Origin of the sequence: Neorhizobium tunisiense, from assembly GCF_039631515.1 — a bacterium.
Taxonomy (GTDB): domain Bacteria; phylum Pseudomonadota; class Alphaproteobacteria; order Rhizobiales; family Rhizobiaceae; genus Neorhizobium.
Window position 1 is genome coordinate 216,219 of record NZ_JBDIUU010000009.1, and the last position, 23,632, is coordinate 239,850.

Consider the following 23,632-nt stretch of genomic DNA (forward strand, 5'->3'; position numbering starts at 1 on the left):
CTTGTCCTGTCGCCTCAAACCCTGGCGCGCTTTTCCGTCAGGAAATACAGGAAGGCGATGACCGGCAGGGCCAGGCCGAGCGACGAGGCAAGCAGCCAGCCACCCTCGGCGAACGCCCAGGCGCCGACGGCCGAACCGATTGCGCCGCCGCAGAAGAAGGTCGCCATGTAGAGGCCGTTGAGCCGGCTTCTCAGGTCCGCGCCGAGATTGTAGATCGACCGCTGGCCGATCACGAGCGTCATCGTCACCCCGAAATCGAGCAGGATGGCAGCGATCGTCAGCAGCGCGAGTGCAATAACCGAGCCCTCCGGTGCGATATGGGTGATCAGGAATGCGACGGCGACGGCAGCGATACCGAATATCGTCGCGGGCTTCCCGAGATCCCGGTCCGCAAGGCGTCCGGCGATCGGCGAGGCGATGGCGCCTGCGACACCGGCCAGCGCGAACAGCGCGATGCCGGCCTGGCTGAGATGGAAGGCGGGGCCGGCGAGAACCAGCGGCGTCACCGTCCAGAACAGGCTGAAGGTGGCGAACTGGCACGCCTGGTAGAATGCCCGGCGGCGCAGAACCGGCTGGGTGGCGTAAAGGCGGCCCATCGAAGCGAGCAGGGCGATATAGGAGAGCTTCGTCTGCGGCATGCGCTTCGGCAGCCGGGCGGCAAGCACGAAGCCGAGCAGGATCATGACCGCCGCCGACAGGAAGAAGACGATGTGCCAGGAGGAAAACTCGGCAATGAAGCTCGAGACCGGCCGGGCCATCATGATGCCTATCATCAGCCCGCTCATGACATTGCCGACCACCCGGCCGCGATTGGCGTCGTTCGCCAGGCTGGCGGCGAACGGCACGATCATCTGCACGGCGGTGGAGCCGACGCCGATCACCAGCGATGCGGCAAGGAACGGCACCGAGGCGGTCGAGAGGCCGGCGCCGAGCAGCGCCACTGTGACGACGCCGATCATGGTGAGGATCAGGCGGCGGTTTTCGAGAAGGTCGCCAAGCGGCACGACCAGCAGCAGGCCGAGGCCGTAACCGATCTGGGTCAGCGTCACGATGAGGCCCGTGGCACTGGCCGGAAGGCCGATCGAAGCAGCGATCGGGCCGGCGAGCGGCTGGGCATAATAGAGATTGGCGGCGATCAGCCCGCAGGCGGCGGCCATCACGAAGGTCATGGCGGCAGACAAGCCTGAGGCGGCCGCCGGCGTAGCCATCGTTGCGGTATTGGTGGTCATGGGAAGCTCCTTGGGAGGAAGGATTGCATTGAAAAATCAGTCGAGAAGTTTCATGGCCGCATCGACCACGGAGAAGGCCCGATCCCGGTTCGGCCCGGTTTTTCCGAGCACTCTCAGGCCTTGCGTCACAGAGAGCAGGACGTGGGCTGTGGCGAGGGGATCGATTGCCGGCGGAATGGAGCCATCCGCCTGGCCTTCGCGGATGAGTGCCTCGATCATGGCTTCGGTCCGGGCCATCGAGCGGCCCACCCGCTCGGCGGCGTCCGCATCGTAGACCGCAAGCTCGATCGCCGTGCCGACAACGAGGCAGCCGCGCCGGCCGTTCTGGCCATGCGAGGCTTCGGCATAAAAGCGCAGCATGCGGGAAACCTTGTCGCGGCCGTTCGCGCCTTCGGCCAGTTCCTGGTCGAGAAGCGCATTGCGAACCTGCTTGTAGCGGTCGAAGCTGGCGAGAAAGATCGCCTTCTTGTCCTTGAACGCCTTGTAGAGACTGCCGGCGGCAAGCCCCATCGCGTCCTTCAGCTCCGAAATCGAGGCGGCGTGATAACCCCTCTCTGAAAAGACGACGATCGCCTTGTCGAGCGCTTCTTCGATCTCGAATTCGCGGGGACGACCCGGCGGGCGCGTCGCTGTCTTGATGTCCATGATGTCGGCTTATTTTGGAAACGATCGTTCCCAAATAGAGGCGCCTTTGCGCTTCGTCAAGGGAAAACCTGCCCGTGGTGTGTGAAGCTTCGGTGTCGGCCGGGGGGCGGGTTCCTGCAAATCGGCAGGGAACACTTGGCACACCTGACGGTTACGTCCCTGTCACCAACCCCAAAGCTGGAGGCAGACATGAGCAAGAGTGACGTACAACAGGCCGTCAAACGCGCCCAACGCCAGGTCGAGAACACCAGTTCCGGCGGCCACCTCGGCGGCACCTATTACGGTCAGAATCCGGACGGCAAGACGGCATCGACCAACACCAATGTCGGCAAGAACCGTCCCAACACCGGCAGCAACTAAGACGTCACCACGATCAACGGATTTGGAAAGCCCCGCCGCGTGCGGGGCTTTTTGTCGTAGACTCTAAAAAATCCGGTTGCGAAAAAAAATCGGTTCGGTCTGTCGGGGAGGGTAGAACCCGGACGTCCTAGGTTCAAGGATGCATTGCGATGCTGCGCAATCCCTCCGGATTTCGGAACCTTTGACATAGGGGAATGGACATGAGTAGCAATTATCGTTGGGTGATCGTCGCCGCCGGCGCCCTGATGGGCTGTGTCGCCGTCGGCACGATGTTCTCGCTGGCCATCTTTATCGAGCCGATCGCCAAGGCGACCGGCTGGTCGCGTGCCGGCATTTCGAGCGCCATGACGCTCAATTTCATCGTCATGGGCCTTGGCGGCTTCATGTGGGGCACGCTGAGCGACCGGTTTGGCGCGCGCGTCGTCGTGCTGATCGGGGCCGCACTTCTCGGTCTGGCGCTGGTGCTCGCCAGCCAGACGCAAAGCCTCATCGCCTTCCAGCTGATCTATGGCTGCCTGATCGGGCTTTCCGCCAGCGCCTTCTTCGCTCCGATGATCGCCGTCACCATGTCCTGGTTCGACGAGCATCGCAGCCTGGCGGTCTCGCTGGTATCTGCCGGCATGGGCATGGCGCCGATGACCATCTCGCCCTTCGCCCGCTGGCTGATCACCGCCTATGACGACTGGCGCCTGGCGATGCTCTTCATCGGCATCGGCGCCTGGATACTGCTCCTGCCGACGGCCTTTTTGGTCCGCAATCCGCCAGCCGTGACGGCTGCGGGCGGCACGGCCTCTGAACCGCAGCCTGAAGGCGCCGGCATGCCGCTGTGGCGGGTGTTTCGCTCGCCGCAGTTCCTGGTGCTCGGGCTCACCTTCGCCGCCTGCTGCGCGGCCCATTCCGGCCCGATCTTCCACATGGTGAGTTATGCGATGTTCTGCGGCGTGGCGCCGATGGCGGCCGTCAGCATCTACAGCGTCGAGGGCGCGGCCGGCCTCGGCGGCCGAATTCTGTTCGGCGTGCTGGCCGACCGACTGGGCGTCAAACCGGTGCTGATCGGCGGGCTGATGATCCAGGCAGTCGTCATCGCAGCCTACACGATGGTGACCGACCTCGGCCAGTTTTATACCCTGGCGGTGATCTTCGGCGGCACCTACGGCGGCGTGATGCCGCTTTATGCGGTGCTGGCGCGGGAGTATTTCGGGCCGAAGATCATGGGTACCGTGTTCGGTGCGGCGGCGATGCTGTCGAGTCTCGGCATGGCCTTCGGACCTCTTGCGGGCGGCTGGGCCTTCGACCACTTTGCCAATTACGACTGGCTGTTCTTCGGCTCGGCACTGGTCGGCCTCGGGGCGGTGGCGATCGCTCTCGCCTTTCCGCCGCTGCCGCGCCGGCCGGCGCAGCTCCAGGCTGCCTGAGCAGCTCCCGGGCTGTGAGCCACGCAGCAAAAAGCCCGGAAAATTCCGGGCTTTTTGACATTCAGTGATCGGCTGGGGCCTTGCGGCTCTTGGCTCGAGCCGGGGCCGGAGCAGGCTCCGCGGCTTCGCGTTCGAGACGAAGTTGCCTCAATTTCTCGGTTTTCTTTTCCCGCTGGGTCGCTTCCGCACTGATGATCGAGCGCGCGGTGTGATCTGTCGCAGCGGCTTTGTCACGCGCGGAAAGCTTGGTGGGATTGAAGAATTCGTCCTTGGTGGCGGCCATAATATCCTCCTTCCTGATGGGGTGTCCGTGCGGTTGACAAGTTATCCGCGTGCCGGACGGATCACTTTCTTGGGCGCCGGCAGGAGGCCTTCGCGCTGCATCTTTTTGCGCGCAAGCTTGCGGTAGCGGCGAACGGCTTCGGCCTTTTCGCGTACCCGCTTTTCGGAGGGCTTCTCGTAGGCGCTGCGCGCCTTCATCTCGCGGAAGACGCCTTCGCGCTGCATCTTCTTCTTCAGCACCCGGAGTGCCTGCTCGACGTTGTTGTCTCTGACTAGAACCTGCAAACTAAATCCTTTCCATTGCGGGCAGATCCCGCGTTCGATCGAAGTGTTGAATCACTTGCCAATGCGAATGCTCGACGGCTTCAGCCACGGTCCGCTCGGAGCGTCGGCGGAAGCCTCGTCCTTCTTGGCGGACGATGCGGTCTCGGAAGTGTCGATATCACTTTCAACGATCCGGCGCTCGAAATTCTCGCTGCCGAAACGTACCCGGTATTGGTTTTCACCGCGATCGGCTGCCGGCAAAAGGCCCACGACGCGGCATGTCCGGTCGCCAGTGGCGGTCCGGGTAAGGCCTGCCTTGAGGACGATGTTATCGCCTATGGCATAGACATTTGCGCTCATCGTGTTCTCCTTGGACCGGCCGAAAGCCGGGGCAAAACAAAAAGGCCGGGCGTTACCCCGACCTCTTCCCGTCATTCAAGCCGTCGCTGCCAGTACATCCGTGGTCAGCCGAGGCGAATGACATCCTTATGCGGCCCGGAGGTTGTCGGCCGAGCTCTTGCCGGACTTGCGGTCGCGAACGATCTCGTAGGAGATCTTCTGACCTTCCGTCAGGGAAGACATGCCGGCACGTTCAACAGCCGAAACGTGAACGAAAACGTCCGTCGCGCCGTCATCAGGCTGAATGAAGCCGAAACCCTTGGTGCTATTGAACCACTTTACGGTGCCAGTATTCATAACGATTTCCTTTCAATCGTTAGAGATTGCGGACAGTATTCCATCCGCTTTGATCGATATTTGAGAGGAAATCTGACTGAGCACCAGGCCCGTGAACAAAGGTCGCAAGCAATTTTCGATAGCGTCAATATAAGCTTTATCCGTTGATAATCAATGCTGCCGCGGAGATTTAATTTTCCGGGAGCTCAACGGTGATGCCGATTTTCTCTATCAACGGCATGATTTTACAATGCAATATTAAAATTAGCAACCGCCTTGGCCGGTTCGCAGGCCGGTAATGGCGCATTAACGACCGCTTTTCAGGTACCAAGCCCGGAGGTTCGCTCCGGGCTTGGTGCATTTAATCTGACGGCGACGGTCAGAGCGTGCCGGCGCGCTGCTGCGTCATCATGTAGGTGTCGTAGGAATATTCGGCGATCTGGGCCCAGAGATAGGCGTCCTTCTTGAAGGCCTGCTGGCTGTCGTAGATCTTCTTGAAAGCCGGGCTCTTGGCCGAGAGTTCGGCATAGGTTTCCATCGCCGCCTTGAAGCAGACATCCATGATCTCGCGGCTGAAGGGCTTCAGGATCGCGCCTTCGGCGACGAGCTTCTTCAGCGCCGTGGCGTTATGGGCATCGTAATTGGCGAGCATGCTCATGTTGGCCGCGGCGCAGGCGTCGGTGAGGATCTGCTGGTAGCTCTTCGGCAGGCCCTTGAACTTTTCCAGGTTGAAGAAGGCATGCATGGCCGGGCCGCCTTCCCACCAGGCCGGATAATAATAGTACTTGGCGACCTTCACGAAGCCGAGCTTCTGGTCGTCATACGGGCCGACGAATTCGGTGGCGTCGATCGTGCCCTTCTCGAGTGCGGCATAGACGTCGCCGCCGGCGATCTGCTGAGGCGTGACGCCGACCTTCTGCATCACCTGGCCTGCGAGGCCGGCGATGCGCATCTTCAGGCCTTTCAGGTCGTCGATCGTGTTGATCTCCTTGCGGAACCAGCCGCCCATCTGGGTGCCGCTATTGCCGGCCGGCAGGGCATAGAGGTTGCGCGGGGCCAGGAATTCGTTGATCAGGTCGTTGCCGCCGCCGGCCGTGAACCAGGCATTGGTCATGCGGGCATTGAGGCCGAAGGGAATGGCGGTGCCGAGCGCAAACGCCGGATCCTGGCCGATGTAATAGTAGGAACAGGTATGGGCCATCTCGACCGTACCGTTGGCCACCGCATCTGCCGCCTGCAGCGGCGGTACGATTTCGCCGGCCCCGAAAGTCTGGATGGTGAACTTGCCATCCGTCGCGTTCTTCACGCTGTCGGCGATCTGGTTGGCGGCGTTGAAGATGATGTCGAGGCTTTTCGGGAAAGACGACGTCAGCCGCCAATTCACTCTGGGGCTTTCCTGGGCGAGTGCCGGAGCGGCGAGCGCGGTCGCAGCGGCTGCGCCGACCCCGGCCGTGGCGGCTTGCTTGAAGAAATGTCTGCGATCCATGAAAGTCCTCCTTGAAGCGAAGTGGGCGGCCTGTCCCGGCCCCGTCGGTCTCGCTCATAATCCTTTCATTTCCGGAACGGCAAGGAAATTCCAAAAACTCGCACTGGTGGCCGGCCCAACGTCGGGCCGGCCGGGTCGCGGCATTCGCCAGGAAAGTGTCTGATCGTCGAAGAAATAGCCCGCCGTCGGACCGTCCGGCCCGAGCATGGCAAGCCGCACCGGCGCCTCTGCCGCCTGTTCGACGGTGCGATAACCCGTATGGCCGTTAAAATCGGCCTTCGTATAACCCGGATCGGCCGCATTGATCGCTTCGCCAGCCCGCGATGTCGGGCGCCCGCGCGACAGGATGGCGGGCGATATCGAGCTGGTCGACGGCTGATGGACAAAAAAGCCCGAAGCGATGCTCCGGGCTTTTTGATGCTCAACTTCGGACGCTGATTACAGCGTACCCTTGCGCTGCTGCACCATCATGAAGGTGTCGTAGCTGTATTCGGCGATCTGGTTCCAAAGATAGCCTTCCTTCTTGAAGGCCTGCTGGCTATCGTAGATCTTCTTGAATGCGGCGTTCTTGGCGTTGAGTTCCGCATAGACTTCGAGGGCAGCCTTGTAGCTGGCTTCGAGGATTTCCGGGCTGAACGGCTTCAGGACCGCGCCTTCCGAAACGAGCTGACGCAGCGCCTTGGCGTTGTTGGTGTCGTAGCGGGAGAGCATGTTCTGGTTGGCATTGGCGCATGCATCCTTGATCATGCGCTGGTAGCTCTTCGGAAGGGCGTTGAACTTGTCCTTGTTCATGAAGGCGTGGACGGCCGGGCCGCCTTCCCACCATGCCGGATAATAATAGTACTTCGCGACCTTCACGAAGCCGAGCTTCTGGTCATCATAGGGACCGACGAATTCCGTGGCGTCGATCGTGCCCTTTTCGAGCGCCGCATAGACGTCGCCGCCGGCGATCTGCTGCGGGGTGACGCCAAGTTTCTGCATCACCTGGCCTGCAAGGCCGGCAATGCGCATCTTCAGGCCCTTCAGGTCGTCGATCGTGTTGATTTCCTTGCGGTACCAGCCACCCATCTGGGCACCGGTATTGCCGGCCGGCAGCGCGAAGAGATTGTAGCCGCCGAGGAAGTCGTTGAGCAGTTCGTTGCCGCCGCCGACCGAGAACCATGCATTGGTCTGGCGGGCGTTGAGACCGAACGGAACGGCGGTGCCGAGCGCAAACGTCGGATCCTTGCCGATATAGTAATAGGCGCAGGTATGCGCCATTTCGACGGTGCCGTTGGAAACGGCATCCGCAGCCTGCAGCGGCGGCACGATTTCGCCGGCGGCGAATGTGTGGATCGTAAAGTTGCCGTCCGACGCTTCCTTGACGCTTTCAGCGATGTCGGTGGCCGCGGACCAGAGGATGTCGGTATTCTTGGTGAACGACGAGGTCATCCGCCAGGTGATCTTCGGGGATTCCTGGGCGATGGCAGGCGCAGCAAGCGCGGTCGCTGCAGCGGCGCCCACGCCGGCGGTCGCTGCCTGCCGGAAGAAGTTTCTGCGGTTCATGGGATTATGCCTTCTAAACTTTGGGAGGTGCCCGGATTTTTGCCCGCGCGGGCCGCTCATAGTCCTTTCGTTTCGGGAACAGCAAGCAAAAAATCCAAAAGATTACGCTGCACCGCAGCAAAGCTTTCCGGATGTTGCGCCGCGCATTCCAGCCGCCTTTCGATCCTGGCGAGGCAGAAATCCCTTGAAGTTTTCAGGTGAGGCTTTAGTTTAGAATAATTCTAATAAGAGGTCTTTCATGCTCGCCCGTCTTCTTTCCAGTTCCAAGCGCGCCTTCGCCTCCCTCGACGAGAAGGAAATCCTGGCGCTCGCCATCGCGTCGGAAGAGGAGGATGCGCGAATCTATCTCGCCTATGCGGATAATCTCAAAGACCAGTTCCCGTCATCTGCCAAGGTGTTCGAAGACATGGCGGAGGTCGAGCAGACCCATAAGAACATGCTGATCGAGATGTACCGCTCGCGCTTCGGCGAGCGCATCCCGCTGATCCGCCGCGAGCATGTAAGGGGTTTCTACGAACGCAAGCCCGACTGGCTGACCCGCAACCTGCCGCTCGACACTATCCGGGAACAGGCGGAAGCCATGGAGCAGCAGGCCTTCCGGTTCTATACCGAGGCGGCAAAGCAGGTCTCCGACGCATCGACCCGGCAGCTGCTCGGCGATCTGGCGATTGCCGAGCAGGGGCATGAGGATATCGCCCGCATGCTCGGCGACAAGCACGTGACCGACGACGTGAAGACCGAAGAAGACGAGACCGCCCGCCGCCAATTCATCCTCACCTATGTGCAGCCGGGCCTCGCAGGCCTGATGGACGGTTCCGTGTCGACATTGGCGCCGATCTTTGCAGCGGCCTTTGCGACCGGTGACACCTGGTCGACCTTCCTGATCGGCCTGTCGGCTTCGGTCGGTGCGGGCATTTCCATGGGCTTTACCGAAGCAGCACACGACGACGGCAAGATTTCCGGCCGCGGCTCGCCGATCAAGCGTGGGTTTGCCTCCGGCATCATGACGGCGCTCGGCGGCCTCGGCCACACGCTGCCTTACCTCATCCCGCATTTCTGGACCGCGACCATCGTCGCCGCGATCATCGTCTTCTTCGAACTCTGGGCGATCGCCTTCATCCAGAACCGCTACATGGAAACGCCGTTCCTCAGGGCAGTCGTCCAGGTGGTGTTCGGCGGTTCGCTGGTGCTCGCCGCAGGTATTCTGATCGGGAATGGGTGAGGCGCGACGGCTGCAAGCCGTCAAAACGCTCCAGTGGAGCGTTTTGAGCGCTGAACGCCCTGAGCCTAAGGCGAAGGGCCGGGATACGGTGCGGCGAACTCCCCAAGCTGAGACGAGAGGGCAAGAGTCTGCCGGCGAAACGCCCTGAGTCGCTCTCACGCCGCTGCTTGTGGCGCCCTGACCCGCGGCACTTCGAGCGAAAACACCGCGCCGCCGTCGTTGTGGGTGGTGAAATGCCCGCCGAGTTGCTTGACGAAATTGGTGATCAGCTTGCTGCCCATGCCGCCGGCCCGATTGAAGGCCTCGATGCCCGGTCCGTCGTCGCGAATGACGAGGTTGAGATTGTCGCCGTCTTGGCGGAGTTCAACCGTAAGCCTGCCACCTTGACGGCCGGCAAAGGCATATTTGAACGAGTTGGAAACGACCTCGTTGATGATCATCCCGAGCGGCAAAGCCTGCTCGCGATCCACGGTCAGCGGCTGCAGCTTGAGGTCGAGAACGACAGGCGTCTCGTATCCCGAGGCGATGTCGGTGATCAGCTTGGTGGCATAGGGCGCCACCTCGACCTGTTCGAACTGATCGTTCTGGTAGATCTGCTCGTGCACGGCGATCATCGCCGCAATGCGCCTCGTCATGTCGTCGCGCGCATCGACCGGCAAGGCCTGTAGCCGCACGAGCGCCAGCACCGCCTGGAGATTGTTCTTCACCCGGTGATGAATTTCCCGCAGCAGGAAGCGGTTGCGCTCCACCGCCTGCTCCAGTTCTTCGTTGCGGGCTGCTGTGCGATAGAGAAGGCGGTTGATCCAGAGGGCGCCGAGGACCAGCAGCGCCATCAGTGGCAGCATGACCAGCGCGTCGGAAAAGAGATTGCGCCAGAACTGGTCGAGAATTTCCTGCCGTGCGATGGCCGCAAGCGCGATCAGCGGCCATCCGGAGACTTTCCAGAAGGCGACGATGCGGGCATGACCGTCGATCGGCGAGACCGGACTGTGGTAGAAGCCGGAGGGCATTTGGCGCGTCATCGGGTACCACGCGGTGGTACTGAGATCGATCGGGCGCATCGTCGCCGGCCGTCGGGCCATCAACCACCCGTCATCCCTGATGATCAAAATCGTCGAGTTCGGCCCGAGCCCCATCGAGGCCCAGAAGCCGTCCAGGCTCTCGTTCGGGATGGTAATGCTGGCGATGCCCCGGAAAATCCCGTCTCGCTCGATCCGCCGTGCGACGGTGAAGGATGGCTTGCCGGCACGTTCGTTGTCGAGCAGCTGGGTGAATGTCAGCTCCTGGCCATCCCTCAGCCTGCTGAAATATGAGCGCTCGCTGTGATTGTCGGAGACATTTCCGGCAGCATTCCCGCCGGCACTGGAAAAGCGGACCACGCCGGTGTCATCGAGAAGCGAATATTGAAAACCCGCCGGCAGTTGCCCGACAGCTCGCGACAGGTCGGCCGCAAGACCGGGCGAGCCATCGATCGGCCTGTCTCCCACCTCGGTCCCGATGCGCCGCAGGGCCTGGTCGCTTGCTTCGATCATCCACTCCAGGTGGGCCGCGACCACATGCGCGGATGAGAGCGCGCGAGCCTCGCCTTCCTTCAGGGCAGTTCGGTAGTTTTCGAGGACAATAAGACCGGCGACCGCCAGCAGGGCGACGGTGAACAAGCCGGTCAGCAGGATCGGGAGGGTGGGCCTCGTTGCACGGGGCACGTGTGGCAAGCCTGGTTTCACATCGTCACGCACAACCCGCTCCGGTTTCAGAGATTCCGTCCTAGCAGGTTGGACGCATCGGGGAAATGTCTTCCGACAAAGCGATACCAAAAACATTCGCCCGCAACCTGGATGATGCGGGCGAATGTCAATCTGTACTCAGGGCTGCATGTTATTTCAATGCGCCGACCAGCAGGTCGCGGCCGTTTTCGATGGTAACCCAGCGTCCCGTGTTGAACGAGGCCTGACGCTTCAGGAAGGTGTAGGGCGTCGCAAACCAGGGCTTCACCTCGTTATCGAGGTTGTCCAGGATGAAATCCCCGTCGGACGTGCGCAATGTCAGGACCGCATGGCCTTCGCCGTCCGGCTTGCGGACAACGGTCATCAGGAGATCGGAAAGGGCGAAACCCTGCGCCGCCAGTTCCTTGCGCTTCTCCAGCGCAAAGTCCTCGCAATCGGCGAAATTGGTCGGATAGCTCCAGACCTCTTCGCGGCCGTAGACTTCCTTGTCGGTCTTGGCGATGTAGCGGGCGTTGACAGCCCGGTTGATCTGGCGGACGGCAGCCCAGCCTTTTGCGCTGACCTTGGGGGAAGGAGCGGAACGGCTCTTGATGGAGCATTCCGCCCCATATTTTTGACAGAATTCGTAATGGCCGATCGGCTGGGAAGTGACGGCGCCGGTGACCATTGCGGCCATTGGCCTTGGAGCCGGAACTGCAGCACTCACTGGTACAAGTACGCTAACTAGGATCACGGCTATGCGCCGCGCCTGCAAGGCTATCATCATGGACCCGTCCCTTCAAATCCTAATGAAACGTTAAGGGCGGACGGGAGAAAGAGTCAATCCGTGACTTTTGTTAACGGGTCATCGCTCGCATTATGGTTAAGGCTGCAACATTTTTGTCTCAGCCCAAAATTTAATCATTCAATATTAGGGCCGAGACCGCGGCTCGCAATTTTTCGATGTCCTGCGGCCTGGAGAGCCGGTGGTCTCCGTCCCGGATCAGCGTCAGGACGACATCGTCGGCCGGCAGGAATTCGACGAGCTTCAATGCGTGGGCATAGGGCACGTCCGGGTCCTTCATTCCCTGCAGGATGTGGACCGGGCAGCCGGTCTCTATAATCCCGGTCATGACTAGGTTTCGACGGCCGTCCTCGATGAGGGCGCGCGTATAGATATTGGGTTCGGGACTGTATTCGGAATGCTCCTCAAAATAGCCGCGCTCGGCAAGCGACTGCCGCTCAACCTCGCCAAGATTGGGTTCGATGAGTTCCGCCGTGAAATCCGGCGCCGGCGCGATGAGGACCATGCCGTCAACCTTCGGCGCCTTCTTTCGTCTCTTCAGTTCCTGCGCGAGGCGCAGCGCAATCCAGCCTCCCATTGAGGAGCCGACCAGGATGACGCGTTTCGGCTTGATGTCGTCAAGGACGGCGATTGCCTCCTCCAGCCAACGCGAGATAGTCCCGTCCCGGAAGGCGCCGCCGGAAGTGCCGTGGCCCGAATAGTCGAACCGGATCGCCGCGAGCCCGAGTTCGCCGGCGAGCGCGTCGAGCTCGACGGCCTTGGTGCCCGCCATGTCCGACCGGTAGCCGCCGAGCCAGACGAAAGCAGGCCCGGACTTCTTCTTGCGCGCCGCCCGGTGGATGATCGCGATCTCCCGCGCAAGCGTTCCGGAGCCGACGGTGATCGTTTTGCGGGTGAGGTTGGCAGCGTCGGTCATGGTGGAATCCTGAGGTTTTGCCGCGCCTATAAAACAGATTCTTAGGCATAGGACAGCAGGTGATTTTTTCGCGCGGCTATGCTATTGACTTCGCCGTAGCGATCACGACATTGCCGTCGGCCGCAAGCCGGACGCTTTCGATGTGTCGCTGCGGTGCCGAAACAATCTAGGAGAATACGACCATCCGCAGACCATTCAAAACCGATGCCCCTGTTAAGGACGGGCCGCGCTCCAACCGGGAAATTCGCATTCCGAAGGTCCAGCTTATCGATGCCGAAGGCTTGAACCTGGGTATCGTTCCGACCGAGCAGGCCCTCAAGATGGCCGAGGACGCCGGCCTCGATCTCGTCGAGATCTCGCCGAACACCGAGCCACCGGTGTGCAAGATCCTCGATCTCGGCAAGCTGAAATATGCGAACCAGAAAAAGGCGGCAGAAGCCCGCAAGAAGCAGAAGATCGTCGAAATCAAAGAAATCAAGATGCGTCCCAACATCGACACGCATGACTATGACGTGAAGATGAAGGCGATGAACCGCTTCTTTGAAGAGGGCGACAAGGTCAAGGTGACGCTGAAGTTCCGCGGCCGCGAAATGGCCCACCAGGAACTCGGCATGAGGCTTTTGCTTCAGGTGAAGGACGACACCACGGAAATCGCCAAGGTGGAAGCCGAGCCGAAGCTTGAGGGCCGCCAGATGATGATGGTGCTGGCGCCGAAATAAGCGCCCACCATTTACCTTTAGCGGATTTGCCGGCATTTCGGCCGGGCCTTTGCCGCGTTTTTCTTTCCCATTGCGCTTTTGACCGACTGCGGTTATAAGCGCGCGTTCCGAACGGTCCGGCAGGGCATGCCGTGGCTGTTCTAAATGCTTGAAACCAGCATCGTCTGTGGTTTCGATACAAAACTGGAGTAGCAAAATGCCCAAGATGAAGACGAAATCGGCTGCCAAGAAGCGGTTCAAGATCACCGCCACCGGCAAAGTCGTTGCAGCCGCCGCTGGCAAGCGCCACGGCATGATCAAGCGGTCCAACAAGTTCATCCGCGATGCGCGCGGAACGATGATCCTTGCCGAACCCGATGGCAAGAAGGTTATCAAGAACTACCTGCCGAACGGTCTCTGAGACCCTCGTCACTTTTGGATCAGTTAAGGAGATCATGACATGGCACGCGTAAAACGGGGCGTCACTTCCCGCGCCAAGCACACCAAGACTTTGAAGGCAGCCAAGGGTTTCTACGGCCGCCGCAAGAATACGATCCGCGCAGCAAAGGCTGCCGTCGATCGTTCGCGTCAGTTCGCTACCCGCGACCGTCGCGTCAAGAAGCGCAATTTCCGCGCCCTGTGGATCCAGCGTATCAACGCTGCCGTCCGCGAATCCGGCCTCACCTACGGCCGCTTCATCGACGGCCTGAACAAGGCCGGTATCGAAGTCGACCGCAAGGTTCTCTCCGACATGGCAATCCATGAGCCGGAAGCATTCGGTGCTCTGGTTGCCGCTTCGAAGAAGGCTCTTGAGTACCTCAAGGACGCCGGCACCACCAACGAGTTTGAAAGCGCGGTTCGTTAACCAGCGCTTCCCAAGCTTTTGCTTTACTGATTTTGGGAAACCCGCGCTGGTTACGGCTGGCGCGGGTTTTTCTTTTGGCATCCCCGCACGTTATTTCCCAAACAGCCGTCACGACCTCGCAATAGATCTCGCCGAGCATCAAACGGAAGAAACCATGTCCGATCTGGAAAACCTGAAAACTTCGCTCCTGGCGGAAATCGCCGGCACCAGCGACGAGGCGGCGATCGAGGCCGTGCGCGTCGGCGCTCTCGGCAAGAAGGGCTCCGTCTCCGAGCTCCTGAAAACGCTGGGCTCGATGTCGGCGGAAGAACGCCAGACCCGCGGCGCCGCGATCAACGCACTGAAGAACGAGATCACCGACGCCATCACCGAGCGCAAGACGGTGCTGAAAGACGCGGCGATCGAGGCCCGCCTCAAGGCCGAGACGGTCGACGTCTCGCTGCCGGTGCGCTCCTCGCCTGCGGAACGCGGCCGCATCCATCCGATCAGCCAGATCGTCGACGAGATCACCGCCATCTTTGGCGACATGGGTTTCTCGATCGCCGAAGGCCCGGACGTCGAGACCGACTACTACAATTTCACGGCGCTCAACTTCCCGGAGGGCCACCCTGCCCGCGAGATGCACGATACCTTCTTCTTCCAGCCCGACGAGAATGGCGAGCGCAAGGTTCTGCGCACCCATACCTCGCCGGTGCAGGTGCGAACAATGGAAGCACAGAAGCCGCCGATCCGCATCATCATCCCCGGCAAGACCTATCGCCAGGATAGCGACGCGACCCATTCGCCGATGTTCCATCAGGTCGAGGGCCTCGTCGTCGACCGCAAGTCGCATGTCGGCAACATGCGCTGGATCCTCGAGGAATTCTGCAAGGCCTTCTTCGAGGTCGACAGCGTCACCATGCGCTTTCGCCCGTCCTTCTTCCCGTTCACCGAACCGAGCTTCGAAGTCGACATCCAGTGCGACCGCTCCGGCCCGATCGTCAAGTTCGGCGAGGGTACCGACTGGATGGAAATCCTCGGCTGCGGCATGGTGCACCCGAACGTGCTGCGCTCCGGCGGGCTCGACCCGGACGAGTTCCAGGGGTTTGCCTGGGGCATGGGCCTCGACCGCATCGCCATGCTGAAATACGGCATGCCGGACCTGCGCGACTTCTTCAACGCCGACGTCCGCTGGATGAACCACTACGGTTTCCGCCCGCTCGACATGCCGACGCTGTTTGGTGGGTTGAGCCAGTAAGAGATGCCGACCGTTCTTCGCAAATACGGCTTCCGTTTCCATTTCTACGGTTTCGATATGGGAGAGCCGCGGCACATCCATGTTGCAGGACATGGTGGCACTGCGAAGATCTGGCTGGAGCCTATCGAACTGGTCGAGGCCAAGGGCTTTAACGCCGGAGATCTCAAGCGTATTATGGAAGTTGTTACAGATCACCACGGCCAGTTTGTGGAGGCATGGGATGAATTCTCCAAGTCTGTATCCTGAAAATGAACGGCCCATCGAGGCATGGTGCGATCTGCACAATGTGCATGTCCGGCTCGCGGACGGACGCGAAGTGATTACCCCTCTTTGGTGGTATCCGCGCCTCTATACAGCGTCGCCGGCTGAGCGGAATAATATTGAGCTCATGCTTGCCGGGGTTCATTGGCCGGATGTCGATGAGGATTTGTCCATCCGGGGAATGCTGAGCGGCTGGAAATATCCAAAAGCCACGGCTCCGGAAAAGGCTGCTTAATCGAGCACGATACTCCTGATGATTTTGAGACGAGAACAAAGACAATGAAATTCACGCTTTCCTGGCTGAAGGATCATCTGGAAACGGATGCGACCCTTGATGAAATCTGCGAGCGCCTGACCGCGATCGGCCTTGAAGTCGAGGATATCGACGACAAGGCTGCCTACAAGCCGTTCGTCATCGCCAAGGTGCTCTCGGCCGAAAAGCACCCGTCCGCCGACCGCCTCAAGGTGCTGATGGTGGATGCCGGTGACGGCAAGCCGGTGCAGGTCGTCTGCGGTGCGCCGAATGCGCGGGCCGGCCTGATCGGCGCCTTTGCGAAGCCGGGCACTTACGTTCCCGGCATCGACGTGACGCTCGCCGTCGGCAATATCCGGGGCGTCGAAAGCCATGGCATGATGTGCTCGGAAAAAGAGCTCGACATGTCCGACAATCACGACGGCATCATCGATTTGGCCGAGGATGCGCCGGTCGGCACGCCGTTCGCCTCCTATGCCGGTCTCGACGACCCGGTCATCGAGATCAATCTGACGCCGAACCGTCCGGACTGCACCTCGATCCACGGCATCGCCCGCGATCTGGCGGCGTCGGGCCTTGGCACGCTGAAGCCCCAGGCAAAGCCGGACTTCAAGACCGAAGGCCAGACCACCGTCGGTCTGAAGATCATTCTCGACGACGAACGGCTCTGCCCCGGTTTCGGCCTGCGCCTCGTGCGCGGCGTCAGGAACGGCCCGAGTCCGCTCTGGATGCAGCAGCGGCTGAAGGCGATCGGCCTTCGTCCGATCAACGCGCTGGTCGACATCACCAACTTCATGACCTTCGACCACGGCCGACCGATGCACGTCTTCGACGCCGCCAAGGTCAAGGGCGACCTGACGGTGCGTCGCGCCCTGGAAGGCGAGACGGTGCTGGCGCTTGATACGCGCGAATACAAGCTGAACCCCGGCAACGTCGTCATTGCCGACGACAACGGCGTGGAATCGATCGGTGGCATCATGGGCGGCGAACATTCCGGCTGCGACGAGAACACCGTCGACGTGCTGATCGAGTCGGCGCTCTGGGACCCGATCAACATCGCCAAGACCGGTCGTTCGCTCGGCATCATCACCGATGCACGTTACCGGTTCGAGCGCGGTGTCGATCCGGAATACATGGTTCCCGGCCTTGATCGCACGACCCAGCTGGTCTTGGAACTTTGCGGTGGCGTGGCCGCGGAAGCGAAAGTCGTCGGTTACAAGGGTCATCAGCCGAAGGTCGTCGATTTCCCCTATGCGGAAGTGAAGCGCCTGACCGGCCTCGAAGTCTCGACCGAGGAAAGCCGCCACATCCTGACGCGCCTCGGCTTTGCCGTCGAGGGTTCCGGCGAGCGCGTCTCGGTGACCGTGCCGTCGTGGCGTCCTGACGTCGATGGCAAGGCGGATCTCGTCGAAGAAGTCATGCGCATCCATGGCGTCGACCAGATCAGGCCGGAGCCGATCGAGAAACTGTCGAGCGTCAACGGCAAGATCCTGACAACCCTACAGATCCGCACCCGCACCGCCAAGCGGGCGCTTGCCTCGCGCGGCATGCTGGAAGCGGTCACCTGGTCCTTCATTCCTGAAGACCAGGCAAGGCTTTTCGGCGGTGGCGCCCGGGGGCTGAAGCTGGCCAACCCGATTGCGGCCGACATGTCCGACATGCGGCCGTCGCTGCTGCCGGGCCTGCTCTCCGCAGCCCAGCGCAATGCCGACAAGGGTTTTGGTGACGTGGCGATCTTCGAAGTGTCCGGCACTTACGAAAACGACAGGCCGGAAGGCCAGCGCCGCGTTGCCGGCGGTATCCGCCGCGGCACGGCCTCGATCAACGGCACCGGCCGTCTCTGGTCCAACACTGCCAAGGGCGGCGGCAAGCCGGTCGATGTCTTCGATGCCAAGGCCGATGCGCTGGCGGTGCTGGAGGCCTGCGGCCTGCCGATGGGTAACGTGCAGATCGAGAAGGGTGCGCCCGCCTGGTATCATCCGGGCCGCTCCGGCACGATCAAGATGGGCCCGAAAGTCGTGCTCGGTTATTTCGGCGAGTTCCATCCCAAGACGCTGGGCGCCCTCGACGTTTCCGGCGTGCTTTGCGGTTTCGAAGTCTTCCTCGATGCCATGCCGGAGCCGAAGAAGAAGGCGACGCGCACCAAGCCGCCGCTCGAGCTTTCACCGTTCCAGGTCGTAAAGCGCGATTTCGCCTTCGTGGTTTCGAGTGATGTGGAAGCCGGGGCAATCGTCAAGGCTGCGACAACCGCCGACCGCAAGCTGATAACCGGCGTCAACGTCTTCGACGTGTTCGAAGGTGCATCGCTCGGCGAGGGCCGCAAGTCGGTGGCGATCGAAGTGCTGATCCAGCCGGTCGAGCGCACGCTGACCGACGAGGATTTTGACGCGCTGACCGGCAAGATCGTTGCCAATGTCGAAAAGACCACGGGTGGGGTTCTCCGCGCCTGAAACGGGTGGCCTGAATCACTGCGCAAAGATAGCCTGCCGCACGAATGACGTGGGGCAGGCTTTTTTGTTGGAGGAACGATGCGCACACCGGGATCGATGAAAGGGTTGGAGGAACTCGGCCGGGTGCGGCTATCGAAGAACTTCTTCTTCCGCGATTTCCTGTTTTCGGAGATCGCCAATTTCTACGCCATCCCGAACATTCCGGAAGATCCAGACCTGGCGATCGAGGCGGGACGGCACCTTTGCGAGGAACTGCTGGAGCCTTTGCAGGCGACGTTCGGGCGGCTGCATCTGCGCTCCGGGTATCGCTGCGCCAAGGTCAACGAATTCGGCAACAGGAACAATCTCAACTGTTCCTCGAACGCCAATACCGCCGCCGACCATATCTGGGATCGGCGCGATGCCAAGGGGTTCATAGGCGCCACCGCCTGCGTGGTCGTGCCGTGGCTGATCGACAATCATGAACGGGAGGGGGAATGGCAGAAGCTTGCCTGGTGGATCCACGACCATCTGCCCTACAGCTCGATCATGGTCTTTCCGAAACTCTGGGCGATGAACATCCAGTGGCACGAAAAACCGGCCCGCCGCATCCGCAGTTTTGCCGAGCCGCGTGGCGTTCTCACCAAGATCGGCATGCCCAACAACGAAGGCGATCACTCCGAATTCTACGAGGGGTTCCCGGAATTGGGACCGGGGCGCTAGAACTTCAACCGGGCGTCGGTCGGCCCGGCACGACAACCAGCGGAGTGCCGGTCGCGTCGATGAACCGTTGCTCCATCTCCGACCAGCTCTTGACGTTCTTCTTGAATATCTGAGGATGTTCGGCCTCGAGCACCTTGAAGGATTTCAGGTAGTCGGAAGCGTCTTTGCCGGTGGAGAGATATTGCCAATGCTCTGGGGGAATACTGACCCCGACCTGCTGCTCGACCACCGTATTGAATTTCGAAATCTGCTCGATCGATAGCTTTCTCAGGGATTCCGTTTCGACGGGATTTCTCTGTGGGAGATTCGTCAGCGCTTTACCATAGGCGTCCTGCACGGCGCGATCGATCTTTCCGCTTTCCTCCATTCCGAGGCTTTCGGTAGGAGAAGGGGATGACCCCGGCGATTGTCTCTTGAGATATTCGTCATAGGTCAGAATTTCGGCGGCATATGCCGAATGATCGAACGCGCGCGGAATGGACGCGACTGCCGATCCGATGAAGCCGAGCCAGTTCCCGCCATCGGTGACGATCTTCGGAGGGTCAAACTTGCCGGGAGTGGTTTCCACCAGCGTCACCTCAAATTGCTTGCCCTGCCAGATCGATTCCATATCGAATAGAAGCCGGTGATTGATCTGGCGATCGATCACGCCATCGGAAAAATAGACGGTCGCTTTTTGAGAAGAAAAGGCCGAGTAGATGGGAATATAAAAAGTGCCGGTCCCATCGAATACAATGGTGCGGATATCCCGTCCATCGAAATTCACGTTGAGCGAGATCTTCCCGCAACGATCCTGCTGAAGCGTGGTGCAATTTATAGTGCCGGTGACCATCCTAGGCGTCATCGCTAGAATGGAAAACAGGAAGACGAAGACCAGAACTACAATGTTGATGAGCCAGTTAGGCAACCTTTTCAACAAGGTAGGAAGGTACGAGAAAATTTGCCCCATGGCCGTAACCCTTCTTGGACCATGAGTTGAAATATAACACGTTTCAACTGTTAGTAAAGGTGATGCAACATCACATTGCAAGAGCGCCCTTGTGCAAGGGCGCTCGATCTCGCTGCTACCTGTTCGTCCAGGCCATTGCCTGTGCCGCATAGCGGGTTCCCGAGAATTTTTCCGGCGCCAGCATGTCGCCCAGCGTCTTCAGTTCGTCCGCCGAAAGCGAAATCTCGGTGGCGGCGACGTTCTGTTCCAGATGCGGGATCTTTCTGGCGCCCGGGATCGGCACGATGAAATCGCCTTGGGCGAGAACCCAGGCAAGCGCAAGCTGCGCGGCGGTGACGCCCTTCTGCGCTGCCATGTCCTCCAGCATCTTCACCAGGGCGGCGTTGGCGGCCATGTTCTCGGCGCTGAAGCGCGGCAGCGTGTTGCGGAAGTCGTCCGCGCCGAAATCCTCCGGCTTCTGGATCTTGCCGGTCAAAAAACCGCGGCCGAGCGGGCTGAACGGGACGAAACCGATATTCAGCTCGCGGCAGGTGTCGAGGATCTCGCCTTCCGGGTCGCGGGTCCAGAGGGAGTATTCGCTCTGCAAGGCGGAGATCGGATGCACCGCATGGGCGCGGCGGATGACCGAGGCGCCGGCTTCCGAGAGCCCGAGCGCACGGACCTTGCCCTCTTTTACCAGTTCGGCCATGGCGCCAACGGTATCCTCGACCGGCACGTTCGGGTCGACGCGGTGCTGGTAGAGGAGGTCGATTACCTCGACGCCGAGGCGCTTCAGCGAGGCTTCCGCCACTTCGCGCACATGTTCAGGACGGCTGTCGAGACCGGACATGGCCCGGGCGTCGGAGGCATTCGGATCGATCTTGAAGCCGAACTTGGTGGCGATGACGACCTTGTCGCGGAAGGGCTTCAGCCCCTTTCCGAGCAGTTCCTCGTTCCTGAAAGGGCCGTAGACTTCCGCCGTGTCGAAGAAATTGACGCCCAGATCGACGGCGCGGTGCAGCGTCCTGATCGCCTCCTGTTCGTCCTGGCCGCCGTAACCGTGGCTCATGCCCATGCAGCCGAGACCGACGGCGGATACGGTCAGTTCTTTTCCGAGCTTCCTCATTTTCATGAGAGCCTCCTTTTGTGATCGCAGAAAACGGACGGGCGTTTCGTGGCGCCCGTTGGATTGATCAGGCGCCCGCTTCGTTGAGCAGCTTCATCTGGTCGGCGGAAAGCGTCAGGCTGCCGGCGGCGATGATCGCGTCGAGCTGGCCGGTGCTGGTGGCGCTGGCGATCGGCGCGGTGACGCCGCGCGTCTGGTAAAGCCAGGCGAGTGCGATCGAGGCAGGCTCGGCATTGGTCTCGACCGAGACCTCGTCGAGGGCTGCAAGGATGCGCAGGCCCTTGTCGTTGAGATAACCGAGCGCCCGGCCGCCGCGTGCCTTGCCTTCGGTATCGGCCTTGTCGCGGTACTTGCCGGTCAGGAAGCCGGAGGCGAGGCCGTAATAGTTGATGACGCCGATCTCTTCCTTCACGCAAAGATCCGCAAGCGGGCCTTCGAACGTGTCGCGGTCATAGAGATTGTATTGCGGCTGCAGCACGTCGTAACGCGGCAGTCCGGCTTTCCTGGCGGCGTCGAAGGAGTCCTGCAGCATCCGGGCGTCGAGGTTGGAGCAGCCGACCGCCCGGATCTTGCCCTGTTGCTTCAGCTTGGCGAAGGCGCCGAGCGTCTCTTCGTAGGGAACCGTCTCGTCCGGCCAGTGGGCGAGATAGAGGTCGATATGGTCGGTCTGCAGGCGGCGCAGCGAGTTCTCCACCTCTTCGAGGATCCACTTGGCCGACAGGTCTTTCTTGCCCTGGCCCATGTCCGATCCGACCTTGGTGACGATGATTGCCTTGTCACGGGAGATACCGCCGCTCCTCAGCCATTTGCCGATGATCGCCTCGGACTCGCCACCGACATGGCCGGGCACCCAGCGATTGTAGCTGTCGGCCGTGTCGATCGTGTTGAAGCCGGCATCGAAGAACCGGTCGAGGATGTCGAACGACGTCCGCTCGTCGGCGGTCCAGCCGAACACGTTGCCGCCGAGAACGACGGGCGAAATGGAAAGGCCGGTCCGGCCGAGTGCGCGCAGCTCCATGATATTCCTCCAAAATTTTTAAAATGAGTGGATGAGCTTGGGAAAGGAGCCTGAGATTAGCCGATGTTCCGCCGCCGACCAGTCCCTATTTTGGGCGGACGATCACTTTTTCAAGCGTCGCATCCGGCGTGACATTGCGCTGCCTGCGGTGGCCCAATAAGGTGCGGCAACAACGCCATAGGGAGGCTTACATGCTGCGTTTCGGAATCCTGTCGACTGCCAGGATCGGCCACGAACAGGTGGTGCCGGCGATCCAGGACGCGGAAAATTGCGTCGTCACCGCCTTTGCCAGCCGCGATCTCGCCAAGGCCCGCGCGCTCGCCGACCGCTTCGGCGCCCCGCATGCCTTCGGTTCCTACGACGAGATGCTGGCGTCAGACGTCATCGATGCCGTCTACATTCCGCTGCCCTCCAGCCAGCATGTCGAATGGTCGATCAAGGCGGCGGAAGCCGGTAAGCATGTGCTTTCCGAAAAGCCGATCGCCATCAAGGCGAGCGAGATCGAAGAGCTGATCAAGGTGCGCGACCGCACCGGCAAGCTGATCTGCGAAGCTTTCATGGTCACTTACGCACCGGTCTGGCTGAAGGTACGCGAGCTTCTGAGCCAAAAGGCGATCGGCGAGCTCAAGCACGTGCAGGGCTCGTTCAGCTATTTCAACCGCGACCCGTCCAACATGCGCAATATCCCCGAACTCGGCGGTGGTGCGCTGCCGGATATCGGCGTCTACCCGACGATCACCACCCGTTTCGTCACCGGCCAGGAGCCGCAGCGGGTGCAGGCGCGGGTGGAGCGCGATCCCGGTTTCGGCACGGATATCTATTCGAGCGTCAAGGCGGATTTCGGTTCGTTCGAAATGACCTTCTATATCGCAACCCAGATGGCCGCCCGCCAGCTGATGGTCTTCCATGGCACCGAAGGTTACATCGAGGTCAAGTCGCCCTTCAATGCCGGCCGCTGGGGTGCGGAGGAAATCGAACTCACCAACCAGAACCACGCGGTGTCGCAGATCTTCCGTTTCCCCGACAGCCGGCAATACAAGCGCCAGGCGGAGGCCTTCGCGAAGGCCGCCACGGGCGAGCCGGTCGAAGTCGTGACGCTCGAGAATTCGCTGAAGAACCAGCGGTTCATCGACGCCATCTATCGCGCCGGCGGCCATGACGGCTGGGAAAAGGTTTAGTTCCGCCAGCGGCGGATGCGGTATAGCCCGAAGCCGCCGAAAAGCAGTGTGCAGGCCCAGGAAAAACCGAGATGCACGAGCGGCTGCACATGCGGCGCGCGCGAAACCAGCGCTGCAAAAACTCCGTAGTTAAGGGCAAGGCCGATCGCGACAAGCGGCCCGAAGCCCGGCTGGCGTGCCTGATCCCGAGCCGCGGGAACGATCCTGTGCAGGATCAGCACGGCAACGAGGCCCGCCCCGAGCGATATAAGCCGGTCTAAAAGCGTGCCGGCCTCGGTCGCCGTGGTCAGCAGCTGCAGGAGCAGCGCATCGACGAAGATCAGCAGCACGAGAAGAAGCGCGAACCGGGCACGGCGGGTCATCGCGCGA

27 protein-coding genes are annotated in these 23,632 nt (G+C 61.0%); 12 read left to right on the plus strand and 15 right to left on the minus strand.

The genetic code is table 11. From position 1 onward, the window contains the following. Positions 1 to 14 precede the first annotated feature (14 nt). Both ABCW43_RS24115 and ABCW43_RS24120 read right to left on the minus strand, forming a co-directional pair. Positions 15 to 1,208: an MFS transporter gene (locus tag ABCW43_RS24115; protein ID WP_345929416.1), complete on the minus strand. Its 1,194-nt coding sequence runs from the start codon at positions 1,206 to 1,208 to the stop codon at positions 15 to 17. Positions 1,209 to 1,265: 57 nt separating this feature from the next. After that, positions 1,266 to 1,874 (minus strand): TetR/AcrR family transcriptional regulator, encoded by a 609-nt coding sequence (locus tag ABCW43_RS24120; protein ID WP_345929158.1) that lies wholly within the window; start codon positions 1,872 to 1,874, stop codon positions 1,266 to 1,268. A 189-nt stretch (positions 1,875 to 2,063) separates the two neighbouring features. Here ABCW43_RS24120 and ABCW43_RS24125 point away from each other — a divergent pair, with 189 nt between their 5' ends. After that, the gene (locus ABCW43_RS24125; protein WP_345929160.1) at positions 2,064 to 2,234 is read left to right on the plus strand and encodes a hypothetical protein; all 171 of its coding nucleotides are present in this window, start codon (positions 2,064 to 2,066) and stop codon (positions 2,232 to 2,234) included. Positions 2,235 to 2,434: 200 nt separating this feature from the next. Beyond that, a complete protein-coding gene (locus ABCW43_RS24130) occupies positions 2,435 to 3,649 on the plus strand; it encodes an MFS transporter (RefSeq protein ID WP_345929162.1) in 1,215 nt (404 codons plus the stop codon). A gap of 61 nt (positions 3,650 to 3,710) precedes the next feature. On the opposite strand, the gene ABCW43_RS24135 is transcribed toward ABCW43_RS24130, so the two are convergent. The 6 genes from ABCW43_RS24135 to ABCW43_RS24160 form a co-directional block, all read right to left on the minus strand. Continuing rightward, positions 3,711 to 3,932: a hypothetical protein gene (locus tag ABCW43_RS24135; RefSeq protein ID WP_345929164.1), complete on the minus strand. Its 222-nt coding sequence runs from the start codon at positions 3,930 to 3,932 to the stop codon at positions 3,711 to 3,713. Positions 3,933 to 3,973: 41 nt separating this feature from the next. Beyond that, positions 3,974 to 4,216: a 30S ribosomal protein S21 gene (gene rpsU / locus ABCW43_RS24140; RefSeq protein ID WP_037079713.1), complete on the minus strand. Its 243-nt coding sequence runs from the start codon at positions 4,214 to 4,216 to the stop codon at positions 3,974 to 3,976. A 51-nt stretch (positions 4,217 to 4,267) separates the two neighbouring features. Continuing rightward, positions 4,268 to 4,555 (minus strand): hypothetical protein, encoded by a 288-nt coding sequence (locus ABCW43_RS24145; RefSeq protein WP_037079707.1) that lies wholly within the window; start codon positions 4,553 to 4,555, stop codon positions 4,268 to 4,270. Between the two features lie 126 nt (positions 4,556 to 4,681). Continuing rightward, positions 4,682 to 4,891, minus strand: a complete 210-nt coding sequence (locus ABCW43_RS24150) for a cold-shock protein (protein ID WP_007770461.1) — start codon at positions 4,889 to 4,891, stop codon at positions 4,682 to 4,684. A 358-nt stretch (positions 4,892 to 5,249) separates the two neighbouring features. Next, positions 5,250 to 6,356, minus strand: a complete 1,107-nt coding sequence (locus tag ABCW43_RS24155; protein WP_345929168.1) for a TRAP transporter substrate-binding protein — start codon at positions 6,354 to 6,356, stop codon at positions 5,250 to 5,252. Between the two features lie 438 nt (positions 6,357 to 6,794). Continuing rightward, positions 6,795 to 7,901 (minus strand): TRAP transporter substrate-binding protein, encoded by a 1,107-nt coding sequence (locus ABCW43_RS24160; protein WP_345929169.1) that lies wholly within the window; start codon positions 7,899 to 7,901, stop codon positions 6,795 to 6,797. 238 nt (positions 7,902 to 8,139) lie between these two features. On the opposite strand from ABCW43_RS24160, the gene mbfA reads away from it, so the two are divergent. Next, on the plus strand, positions 8,140 to 9,123 hold the full coding sequence (mbfA, locus tag ABCW43_RS24165; RefSeq protein ID WP_345929171.1) for an iron exporter MbfA: 984 nt from the start codon (positions 8,140 to 8,142) through the stop codon (positions 9,121 to 9,123). Between the two features lie 155 nt (positions 9,124 to 9,278). Here mbfA and ABCW43_RS24170 read toward each other — a convergent pair whose 3' ends face one another. The 3 genes from ABCW43_RS24170 to ABCW43_RS24180 all read right to left on the minus strand — a co-directional run bounded on the left by ABCW43_RS24170 (position 9,279) and on the right by ABCW43_RS24180 (position 12,547). Next, positions 9,279 to 10,826 carry a sensor histidine kinase gene (locus ABCW43_RS24170; RefSeq protein ID WP_345929173.1) on the minus strand — a complete coding sequence of 516 codons (1,548 nt, stop codon included), beginning with the start codon at positions 10,824 to 10,826 and terminating at the stop codon, positions 9,279 to 9,281. A 172-nt stretch (positions 10,827 to 10,998) separates the two neighbouring features. Next, the gene (locus ABCW43_RS24175; RefSeq protein ID WP_345929175.1) at positions 10,999 to 11,613 is read right to left on the minus strand and encodes a transglutaminase-like cysteine peptidase; all 615 of its coding nucleotides are present in this window, start codon (positions 11,611 to 11,613) and stop codon (positions 10,999 to 11,001) included. Between the two features lie 130 nt (positions 11,614 to 11,743). Then, a complete protein-coding gene (locus tag ABCW43_RS24180) occupies positions 11,744 to 12,547 on the minus strand; it encodes an alpha/beta hydrolase (RefSeq protein ID WP_345929177.1) in 804 nt (267 codons plus the stop codon). A gap of 182 nt (positions 12,548 to 12,729) precedes the next feature. Here ABCW43_RS24180 and infC point away from each other — a divergent pair, with 182 nt between their 5' ends. The 8 genes from infC (at position 12,730) to ABCW43_RS24220 (ending at position 19,013) form a co-directional block, all read left to right on the plus strand. After that, on the plus strand, positions 12,730 to 13,266 hold the full coding sequence (gene infC / locus ABCW43_RS24185) for a translation initiation factor IF-3 (RefSeq protein WP_345929418.1): 537 nt from the start codon (positions 12,730 to 12,732) through the stop codon (positions 13,264 to 13,266). Positions 13,267 to 13,462: 196 nt separating this feature from the next. Next, positions 13,463 to 13,666 carry a 50S ribosomal protein L35 gene (gene rpmI, locus ABCW43_RS24190; RefSeq protein ID WP_007751830.1) on the plus strand — a complete coding sequence of 68 codons (204 nt, stop codon included), beginning with the start codon at positions 13,463 to 13,465 and terminating at the stop codon, positions 13,664 to 13,666. A gap of 39 nt (positions 13,667 to 13,705) precedes the next feature. Beyond that, positions 13,706 to 14,110, plus strand: coding sequence for a 50S ribosomal protein L20 (gene rplT / locus ABCW43_RS24195; protein WP_046627769.1), 405 nt, complete (start codon positions 13,706 to 13,708; stop codon positions 14,108 to 14,110). A gap of 154 nt (positions 14,111 to 14,264) precedes the next feature. After that, entirely contained in the window at positions 14,265 to 15,347 is a 1,083-nt protein-coding gene (gene pheS, locus ABCW43_RS24200; protein ID WP_345929181.1) for a phenylalanine--tRNA ligase subunit alpha, read from the plus strand. Positions 15,348 to 15,350: 3 nt separating this feature from the next. Next, positions 15,351 to 15,593: a DUF4160 domain-containing protein gene (locus ABCW43_RS24205; protein WP_345929183.1), complete on the plus strand. Its 243-nt coding sequence runs from the start codon at positions 15,351 to 15,353 to the stop codon at positions 15,591 to 15,593. Continuing rightward, positions 15,568 to 15,843 (plus strand): DUF2442 domain-containing protein, encoded by a 276-nt coding sequence (locus tag ABCW43_RS24210; protein WP_345929185.1) that lies wholly within the window; start codon positions 15,568 to 15,570, stop codon positions 15,841 to 15,843. Before ABCW43_RS24205 ends, ABCW43_RS24210 begins: the two co-directional genes overlap by 26 nt. A gap of 44 nt (positions 15,844 to 15,887) precedes the next feature. Next, a complete protein-coding gene (gene pheT, locus ABCW43_RS24215) occupies positions 15,888 to 18,311 on the plus strand; it encodes a phenylalanine--tRNA ligase subunit beta (protein ID WP_345929187.1) in 2,424 nt (807 codons plus the stop codon). Positions 18,312 to 18,389: 78 nt separating this feature from the next. Then, complete coding sequence (locus ABCW43_RS24220) at positions 18,390 to 19,013, plus strand: hypothetical protein (protein ID WP_345929189.1); 624 nt, start codon at positions 18,390 to 18,392, stop codon at positions 19,011 to 19,013. A gap of 4 nt (positions 19,014 to 19,017) precedes the next feature. Here ABCW43_RS24220 and ABCW43_RS24225 read toward each other — a convergent pair whose 3' ends face one another. The 3 genes from ABCW43_RS24225 to ABCW43_RS24235 all read right to left on the minus strand — a co-directional run bounded on the left by ABCW43_RS24225 (position 19,018) and on the right by ABCW43_RS24235 (position 22,085). Further along, positions 19,018 to 19,962, minus strand: coding sequence for a hypothetical protein (locus tag ABCW43_RS24225; protein ID WP_345929191.1), 945 nt, complete (start codon positions 19,960 to 19,962; stop codon positions 19,018 to 19,020). Between the two features lie 115 nt (positions 19,963 to 20,077). After that, on the minus strand, positions 20,078 to 21,073 hold the full coding sequence (locus ABCW43_RS24230; RefSeq protein ID WP_345929193.1) for an aldo/keto reductase: 996 nt from the start codon (positions 21,071 to 21,073) through the stop codon (positions 20,078 to 20,080). Between the two features lie 61 nt (positions 21,074 to 21,134). After that, a complete protein-coding gene (locus ABCW43_RS24235) occupies positions 21,135 to 22,085 on the minus strand; it encodes an aldo/keto reductase (protein ID WP_345929195.1) in 951 nt (316 codons plus the stop codon). Between the two features lie 191 nt (positions 22,086 to 22,276). On the opposite strand from ABCW43_RS24235, the gene ABCW43_RS24240 reads away from it, so the two are divergent. After that, positions 22,277 to 23,263, plus strand: coding sequence for a Gfo/Idh/MocA family protein (locus ABCW43_RS24240; RefSeq protein ID WP_345929197.1), 987 nt, complete (start codon positions 22,277 to 22,279; stop codon positions 23,261 to 23,263). Here ABCW43_RS24240 and ABCW43_RS24245 read toward each other — a convergent pair. Next, a complete protein-coding gene (locus ABCW43_RS24245; protein WP_345929199.1) occupies positions 23,260 to 23,625 on the minus strand; it encodes a hypothetical protein in 366 nt (121 codons plus the stop codon). The two genes, ABCW43_RS24240 and ABCW43_RS24245, sit on opposite strands and share 4 nt — an antisense overlap. Between the last annotated feature and the right edge of the window lie 7 nt (positions 23,626 to 23,632).